Origin of the sequence: Okeania sp. SIO2B9 (genome assembly GCF_010672505.1) — a bacterium.
GTDB classification, from domain to species: Bacteria; Cyanobacteriota; Cyanobacteriia; order Cyanobacteriales; family Microcoleaceae; genus Okeania; species Okeania hirsuta.
On record NZ_JAAHGK010000425.1, the window covers coordinates 1 to 5,524 of the forward strand.

Consider the following 5,524-nt stretch of genomic DNA (forward strand, 5'->3'; position numbering starts at 1 on the left):
TCTGACTCCTGACTCCTGACTCCTGACTCCTAAGAAATATCCTAGCTATTTGTAGCAAACATTTATCAATTTGGTATTATGCCTGCTAAAGATATCTTCCATGATGCTGTTAAAAACGCTTTAATCAAAGAAAATTGGACAATTACTGATGACCCCCTTTATCTAGAATTTGGTGGTGTTGATATGTATGTCGATCTGGGTGCTGAAAAACTTATTGGCGCTGAAAAAGAGGGAAAACAAATCGCAGTTGAAATCAAAAGTTTTCTTCGACAGTCCCTAATTTCCGAATTTCATAACGCCTTGGGGCAATTTATTAACTATCGAACAGTATTAAGGAGAAATCAACCAGGCAGAACTCTCTATTTAGCTGTGTCTGAAGATGCTTATGAAAGTTTTTTTACTCTTATTTTTACCCAAGTAGTAGTTGAAGAAAATGAAATTAAATTAATTGTCTATGATGCTAAAAAAGAGGTTATTGTTCAATGGAAAAATTAGCTAAATAGGGAACACTTAACTGGGAAAAGGGAACAGATGGGAGTTTCAGTTTTTTGATCTACTCTTTGATTTGTCACAACTTATTTAGGATTGCTATAGTAGTTGAAGAAAATGAAATTAAATTAATTGTCTATGATGCTAAAAAAGAGGTTATTGTGCAATGGAAAAATTAGCTAAATATCGAGAAAATATTAAAAAGATTATTACCGACTATAGTCAATATAAACCATCTTATGGAGAGATAGAAGTACAAGTTATTTTTGATGAAGAACGCGACCATTACCAATTAATAAATGTAGGTTGGCACGGCAATAGACGAGTACGGGGTTGTGTATTACAAATAGATATTAAAAATGAAAAAATTTGGATACAACATGATGGTACAGAAATTGGTATTGCTAGTGAATTAGTAGATTTAGGAGTACCATCGTCAGATATTGTTCTAGCTTTTCACGCACCCTATAAACGAAAATATACAGGTTTTGCTGTGTCTTGAAAAGGAAAAAAAAGACAGTTTCTATGCAAAACTGAACCTACTGTATAATTGTCAACGTTCGGAGGATATTTTGGTAATATAGCAGTGAGCGCTGGTATATTTACAAATTGTAGTAGGGGCAAAAGAGCTAGAAGTCTTATATGATTCCTACGGAATGCTTGCGCAAACGGCAATTTATTCCCCCTGTTCCCTGTTCCCTGTTCCCTGTTCCCTGCGCACAGCGCTATATCATGTCCGGATAAGAGCGTGATCAAAAACTTTCTCCTTCAACTCCAGTTCTTCTTCTTCCTTCTTCTTTCTTCCCTCCTGAGGAGGTGACTTCCCCTCCTGGGAGGGGGAGGGGGGAGGGGTGGGTTGACTCCTGAGGACTCCGCCGTTATTTATAGCAATGAGCGCTGGTATATTTACAAATTGTAGTAGGGGCAAAAGAGCTAGAAGTCTTATATGATTCCTACGGAATGCTTGCGCAAACGGCAATTTATTCCCCCTGTTCCCTGTTCCCTGTTCCCTGTTCCCTGCGCACAGCGCTATATTTATAATATTATGTCCGGATAATTAGTTATAAAAAAACTTTCTCCTTCAACTCCAGTTGTTCTTCTTCCTTCCCTCTTTTCTCCTGACTTCCCCTCCCCTCCTGGGAGGGGTTAGGGGTGGGTTGGGAGGGGCGAGGGGTGGGTTGACTCCTGACTCCTGAGGACTCCGCCGTTATTTATTTATAACTGTTCAACCGGACATGATATAACACCGTCACACAAATGGCGATCGCTTTCACTGACATTGGGGTTATTTTCGAGGTAGTCGCGCATCCAGTTGCAACCCCATTCATGGAGGCGATCGAATTTCCAAACGTTCCACAATTTTACTGTTTTGTCACGACTTGCAGTTGCGATCGTCTCTCCATCCGGACTAAATGCTACACCATTAACCTCATTCTCATGGCCGGTGAGAGTCTGCAATAATTTCCCCTGACGGTTCCACAATTTTACTGTTTTGTCACGACTTGCAGTTGCGATCGTCTCTCCATCCGGACTAAATGCTACACCTCTGAGGGATCTCTCATGGCCGGTGAGAGTCTGCAATAATTTCCCCTGACGGTTCCACAATTTTACTGTTTTGTCACGACTTGCAGTTGCGATCGTCTCTCCATCAGGACTAAATGCTACACCCCAGACCTCATTCTCATGGCCGGTGAGAGTCTGCAATAATTTCCCCTGACGGTTCCACAATTTCACCGTAGAGTCAGCACTTGCAGTGGCAATCATCTCTCCATCCAAACTAAATGCTACACTCCAGACCTCATTCTCATGGCCGGTGAGAGTCTGCAATAATTTCCCCTGACGGTTCCACAATTTCACCGTAGAGTCAGCACTTGCAGTGGCAATAGTCTCTCCATCCGGACTAAAAGCTAAACCAAAGACCGAATTCTCATGGCCGATGAGAGTCTGCAATAATTTCCCCTGACGGTTCCACAATTTCACCGTAGAGTCAGCACTTGCAGTGACAATAGTCTCTCCATCCGGACTAAAAGCTAAACCAAAGACCCAGTTCTTATGGCCGATGAGAGTCTGCAATAATTTCCCCTGACGGTTCCACAATTTCACTGTATTGTCACCACTAGCAGTGGCAATAGTCTCTCCATCCGGACTAAATGCTACACCATTAACCTCATTCTCATGGCCGGTGAGAGTCTGCAACAGGTGCCCCTTAAGGTTCCACAATTTCACTGTATTGTCACCACTAGCAGTGGCAATAGTCTCTCCATCCGGACTAAATGCTACACCATCGACATAACCCTCATGCCCTGTTAGAGTCTGCAATAATTGCCCCTGACAGTTCCACAATTTTACTGTTTTATCTAAACTAGCAGAAGCAATCATCTGGCCATCCGGACTAAATGCTACACCATTGACATAACCCTCATGCCCTGTTAGAGTCTGCAATAATTTTCCCTGACGGTTCCACAGTTTTAGAGTATTGTCCCAACTAGCAGAAGCAATCATCTGGCCATTCGGACTAAATGCTACACCATTGACATCATCCTCGTGCCCGGTGAGAGTCTGCAATAATTTTCCCTGACGGTTCCACAGTTTTACCGTTTTGTCAGCACTTGCAGTGGCAATAGTCTCTCCATCTGGACTAAATGCTACACCCCAGACCCAGTTATTATGGCCAATGAGAGTCTGCAATAATTTCCCCTCTTGGTTCCACAACTTCACTGTTTTGCCATCACTTGCAGAAGCAATCATCTGGCCATCATGGCTAAATGCTACACCATAGACCCAATTCTCATGGCCGGTGAGAGTCTGCAATAATTGCCCCTGATGATTCCACAATTTTACTGTTTTGTCTTCACTTGCAGAAGCAATAGTTTCTCCATCCGGACTAAATGCTACACCATTGACCGAATTCTTATGCCCCTGAAGACGGTTAAGTTCTCGGTACTTTCCATCATCTATTATATATATAGCTTGACTCAGAGCATCTATTATCTGCATTTTGCTCTCATCCTGGGGTTGGAATATCTCCCTAGCGAGTGGTAGTTGTTTCGCCGCTCTCAATGCTTGCAACAACCCTTCAAAATGTTTACCAGAGTTAGACAATAATTTAGAGGTAATACTTTTTCCCACTGCTTCTGCTTCTGCCAACTTCAGGTCTGCTATCTGCTTCGCTTCTTCTAATATCTGATTTGCCTTTAACTGAGCATCCAACTTTACCTGCGCTTCCAACTTCTCCAACTCGATCGCCTGTTTCTCCACCTCCTGAGCAGCAGCTAAAAATTGATAGTCGCGATCGCTCAGACTTTTATCCACAGACCACGCTAAAGCATCAGTCAATGCTTGACCCCGTAACAGTCGAGACTCGTCCTGATATTCTGACTCTTCCCAAGCAGTAAATGCTTCTGAGTAGGGACGCAACTTTTCCAACTCTTTTTCTACCCACTGGAGATTAAACACTTCTTGATAAATACGGTTAGCAACCTGCAACCGCTGTTCCTGTTTTACTACTATACCTGTAAGACGGAGTTCCATTTGGTTGGGGTTGTCATTTGCCTGGATGTGGGATTCCCTAACCCCTCCCAGGAGGGGAATATTGGGAGTGTGGGGAGTATCGCTTCTGAGTTCTGAGTTCTGAGTTCTCAGTTCTAAAGTGTGGGGAGTATCGCTTCTGAGTTCTGAGTTCTGAGTTCTCAGTTCTAAAGTGTGGGGAGTATCACTTCTGAGTTCTGAGTTCTCAGTTCTCAGTTCTAAAGTGTGGGGAGTATCACTTCTGAGTTCTGAGTTCTCAGTTCTCAGTTCTAAAGTGTGGGGAGTATCACTTCTGAGTTCTGAGTTCTGAGTTCTCAGTTCTAAAGTGTGGGTGATTAAAATCTGCTGATACAGACCTAATAACCGACTCGCCCGTTTTTCATTCACCAACAGGCGATCGCGTATTGTCTTTAAATGTTCTGGGTCATCATGTACTTGCCAATTGTCTATTATTCTCTGTCTGAGCAAATTGGCGACCCATTCTGCCTCTTGGTCATCTGGTACAATTTCTGGACTATCCTGAATTAATTTACAAACTTTCTGGGTCAAAAATGGTTGGCCTCCGGTCCAATCTAAAATTACCTCCATCAATTTATGAATATTGGTAGTTTTGTCAACTAAACCTTGTGCTAATGGTTCGACTTCAGCTAACTGAAAACCTGTTAATTTTATGGCTCTACCAATATTAAAAGGAGTACGTTTTTTATCTTTAATTAAATCTGCGGGAGTTGCGACTCCAATCATGGCAAAAGTTAACCTTTGATAATCAGAATTATCTGCCCGTTTATTGTAACAATCTCGGACAAGTGCGAAAAAGTCATCAATGTTAAAAGGTAGGCTGATGGTACTGTCTATTTCATCGATAAAAATTACAATTTGTTGGCAAATAGAAGGCAATAAGTTTTGACTAATAAATTTACTAAACCGTTTGATATTGGAAAGTTTGTTATTGCCTTCCCAAAATTCCTCAATATCAAAATCATCATCTAAATTTAAGGCAGTTAAAATAGTATCAATAATACTGGCGTACCATTCTGAAGGGGTAATATCATAAATGCCAATTTCTGTCATATCAATGCTGACACAGGCAACATTTTCTTGTTTTAAGCGTTGCATTGTTTTGACTCGCAAGCTAGATTTTCCCATTTGCCGGGAGTTTAATACATAGCAAAATTCTCCGTTTTTTAAACCTTGATATAAGTCTTCATCTGCTTGTCTTTTTACATAAGTTTTGGCATGAATTGGCAGACTTCCACCGATGTAGTATTCGTAATTATTCATAGTTAATTTGAAGAAGGAAAAGGGAAGAAGCAAGAAGCAAGAAGTGGATAGAAATTCCCACCCTAACCTGATAGCTCAAAGCTTTTAGTTGACAGCTAGTTATACCAATTTCATAAAATATTGCAAAGGGTGAGGACACACTTAACTGGGAACACCGGAGCTGGGAACAGAGAAAGAAAAACATAAATATTAAAGAGGAAAAAAGGTGGAAATTTTAGAATTTATG

4 protein-coding genes are annotated in these 5,524 nt (G+C 41.3%); 2 read left to right on the forward strand and 2 right to left on the reverse strand.

From position 1 onward, the window contains the following. The first annotated feature begins 78 nt into the window (after positions 1-78). Positions 79-495, forward strand: a complete 417-nt coding sequence (locus tag F6K13_RS16025) for a XisH family protein (protein ID WP_124143063.1) — start codon at positions 79-81, stop codon at positions 493-495. Positions 496-655: 160 nt separating this feature from the next. Then, the gene (locus F6K13_RS16030) at positions 656-991 is read left to right on the forward strand and encodes a XisI protein (protein ID WP_124143062.1); all 336 of its coding nucleotides are present in this window, start codon (positions 656-658) and stop codon (positions 989-991) included. Between the two features lie 228 nt (positions 992-1,219). Here the strand turns inward: F6K13_RS16030 and F6K13_RS16035 are convergent, their stop codons facing one another. Both F6K13_RS16035 and F6K13_RS16040 read right to left on the reverse strand, forming a co-directional pair. Continuing rightward, positions 1,220-1,468 (reverse strand): hypothetical protein, encoded by a 249-nt coding sequence (locus F6K13_RS16035; RefSeq protein WP_287287827.1) that lies wholly within the window; start codon positions 1,466-1,468, stop codon positions 1,220-1,222. A 236-nt stretch (positions 1,469-1,704) separates the two neighbouring features. Next, positions 1,705-5,298 carry an AAA-like domain-containing protein gene (locus F6K13_RS16040; protein WP_287287828.1) on the reverse strand — a complete coding sequence of 1,198 codons (3,594 nt, stop codon included), beginning with the start codon at positions 5,296-5,298 and terminating at the stop codon, positions 1,705-1,707. Positions 5,299-5,524 lie beyond the last annotated feature (226 nt).

Bases quoted from the DNA above. Each gene is read 5' to 3' on its own strand.
- F6K13_RS16025 (WP_124143063.1), top strand. From the start codon at position 79: ATGCCTGCTAAAGATATCTTCCATGATGCTGTTAAAAACGCTTTAATC.
- F6K13_RS16030 (WP_124143062.1), top strand. From the start codon at position 656: ATGGAAAAATTAGCTAAATATCGAGAAAATATTAAAAAGATTATTACC.
- F6K13_RS16040 (WP_287287828.1), bottom strand. From the start codon at position 5,298: ATGAATAATTACGAATACTACATCGGTGGAAGTCTGCCAATTCATGCC.